We start from the raw sequence: 2,114 nt of genomic DNA on the forward strand, positions 1-2,114 counted from the left end.
ACGTTTTGGATGCATACCTATTCGGGTCTATAATGGAGGTAAATGCAATGGCTTATGAGTGGCAAATCGATTACAACAGTAATCATCCGCACACATCTTTAAATGGACTTAGTCCTTGGCTATATGCTAAAGAATCTTTAGTCAATTAGAAGGGATTTTATATTTATTAACTGTTTGAAAAAAGGTAAGTCTTCAAAAAAGGTAAGTCTTCAAAAAAGGTAAGTCTTCAAAAACAGGGAAGTTTACCAAAAAGGTAAGTCTTCAGTTTCCCTTAAGCAATTTTATATCTTTACCTAAAACATAGCAGAGAGTAATTATTTAAACGAAAAAAGATTTTGACTAGGAATGGCATTTAAAATGGTTAATTTATCTTTCTTTCTTTCTTTCTTTCCACTGTAGAAAGGTATTATGATTATAAAAGATGAGTATATTTATCAGTATAAGAATCACCTTAGCAATGTGAGAATAAGTTTCGGAAGAAACAGCAAAGGCGCTCTTGAAATCACCGATGCCAATGATTATTATCCTTTTGGAATGAACCATTTGAAGTCAGGATATGCATTTTTTGGACAGAGTACTTATAAAAATTATAAGTACAACGGTAAGGAACTCCAAGAGACGGGGATGTATGATTATGGAGCAAGGATGTATATGCCGGATATCGGACGATGGGGCGTGATTGATCCGAAAGCTGAATTAATGCGTCGTTGGTCGCCGTACAACTATGCTTTTGACAACCCTCTTAGGTTTATCGACCCAGATGGAATGGCGCCGAAAGATGATCATTTTAATAAGTATGGACGTTATTTATACACAGATAATAAGAAAACTAATAATGTAGTAATACATACTGATAAAGGAAATGTAAAACTATCGCAATTAGATTACAGTAAAAAAGGAACCGTAACTGCAGTTTCAAAAGTTCTAGCACATTATGCAGGAGAAAAAGGGCTAACAGGAATTTATGGTGTGAAGTCAATAAAAGATCCCTCTACATTGGCACATACAACACCTCAAAAATCTGTTTATTTTAACTCTAAAGCATTATCAGCAGGAAATCTCAATGATGCTTATGATATAAGAAGTGTTTTAGATCATGAAGCAGGAAAAGCAGGTCATAAAAATGAGAATATAGTACCATACACATATTTAGCTCATGCCAAAGTTTATTTGGGACAATCTAAAACTTCTGATTATGGAAAATCGACATTAGATAATCAGAATTCTGTTGCTGGTGGTTTCGTACAAAGATTATGGAATGCCTATAAACAAGACGAAATTTCATGGGAAGGTATGAATCCATATTTAAATGATTTTAATAAAAATAATACAGGTGGTGTTCAAGTATTTCCTATTGGGGGATATGAAGGAGAGCCAATGCAATTAATTATCCAAAATGGTTCATTTAGATCCGAACCTAAAACATTAGAAAAAATGACAAGTCCTCATGATTAAATTTTTAAAATATATTCTTGTTTTTCTTACATTAACAAGTTGCTCAAATCCCAGTGATAAAATTAAAGATGTAATTTTATATAATGATACTATTGGATATTGGAATTATGAATGGCCAAGGGAAAGAGCTGAGTTTTATGGTGCTACTTTTCAATTTTATAGTAATGGTAACGTCAAACAATACTCATATTCTAAAGTAAAAAACAAAAGACATTTATTTTCTGACTTTGGAGTACAACCCCATTTAAAATGGGGAGTTGCTAATGACTCAATACTAACTCTCATGAACTTTAATTCACAAATTAAAGTTATTAAATACAATAACGATACAATTTGGTTACATAATAATGGAAATAATGAAAATACTATGCTTATAAAAGTAAAAGGAGATTTAAATATTGAGAATTAAAAATATGAGTCGTCCTAAAATAGGTTGACATAAATTAAACAATATTTAATCCGGAGAGATATTTTATTTCTTCGGATTTTTTATGCACTTTATCTGGCGTTTCCATATTAAGACTTAAATGTGGTCTTTTAGTATTATAAAGATAAATACTTTCTTTTACTAATAAGTTTAGATCTTGAATATTCTTTGTTTTAGAAAAAAGGAATTCTTGTTTCAATATTCCATTAACCCTTTCTGCTAGCGCATTTTG

General features: G+C 31.2%; 4 protein-coding genes. 3 read left to right on the forward strand and 1 reads right to left on the reverse strand.

The genetic code is table 11. From position 1 onward, the window contains the following. Window positions 1-5 precede the first annotated feature (5 nt). The 3 genes from GTR01_RS24940 to GTR01_RS24345 all read left to right on the forward strand — a co-directional run bounded on the left by GTR01_RS24940 (window position 6) and on the right by GTR01_RS24345 (window position 1,864). Window positions 6-149 (forward strand): transposase, encoded by a 144-nt coding sequence (locus GTR01_RS24940; RefSeq protein WP_262885741.1) that lies wholly within the window; start codon window positions 6-8, stop codon window positions 147-149. Between the two features lie 259 nt (window positions 150-408). Further along, window positions 409-1,455: an RHS repeat-associated core domain-containing protein gene (locus GTR01_RS24340; RefSeq protein WP_160140286.1), complete on the forward strand. Its 1,047-nt coding sequence runs from the start codon at window positions 409-411 to the stop codon at window positions 1,453-1,455. Further along, window positions 1,448-1,864 carry a hypothetical protein gene (locus GTR01_RS24345; RefSeq protein ID WP_160140287.1) on the forward strand — a complete coding sequence of 139 codons (417 nt, stop codon included), beginning with the start codon at window positions 1,448-1,450 and terminating at the stop codon, window positions 1,862-1,864. Before GTR01_RS24340 ends, GTR01_RS24345 begins: the two co-directional genes overlap by 8 nt. A 34-nt stretch (window positions 1,865-1,898) precedes the next feature. On the opposite strand, the gene GTR01_RS24350 is transcribed toward GTR01_RS24345, so the two are convergent. Beyond that, window positions 1,899-2,114 (reverse strand): integrase core domain-containing protein (locus tag GTR01_RS24350; protein ID WP_160136654.1); only part of this gene is annotated, 216 nt, incomplete at its 5' end.

This window comes from Chryseobacterium sp. c4a, assembly GCF_009900745.1.
In the GTDB taxonomy this organism is placed as follows: Bacteria; Bacteroidota; Bacteroidia; order Flavobacteriales; family Weeksellaceae; genus Chryseobacterium.

Bases quoted from the DNA above. Each gene is read 5' to 3' on its own strand.
- GTR01_RS24340 (WP_160140286.1), top strand. From the start codon at position 409: ATGATTATAAAAGATGAGTATATTTATCAGTATAAGAATCACCTTAGC.
- GTR01_RS24345 (WP_160140287.1), top strand. From the start codon at position 1,448: ATGATTAAATTTTTAAAATATATTCTTGTTTTTCTTACATTAACAAGT.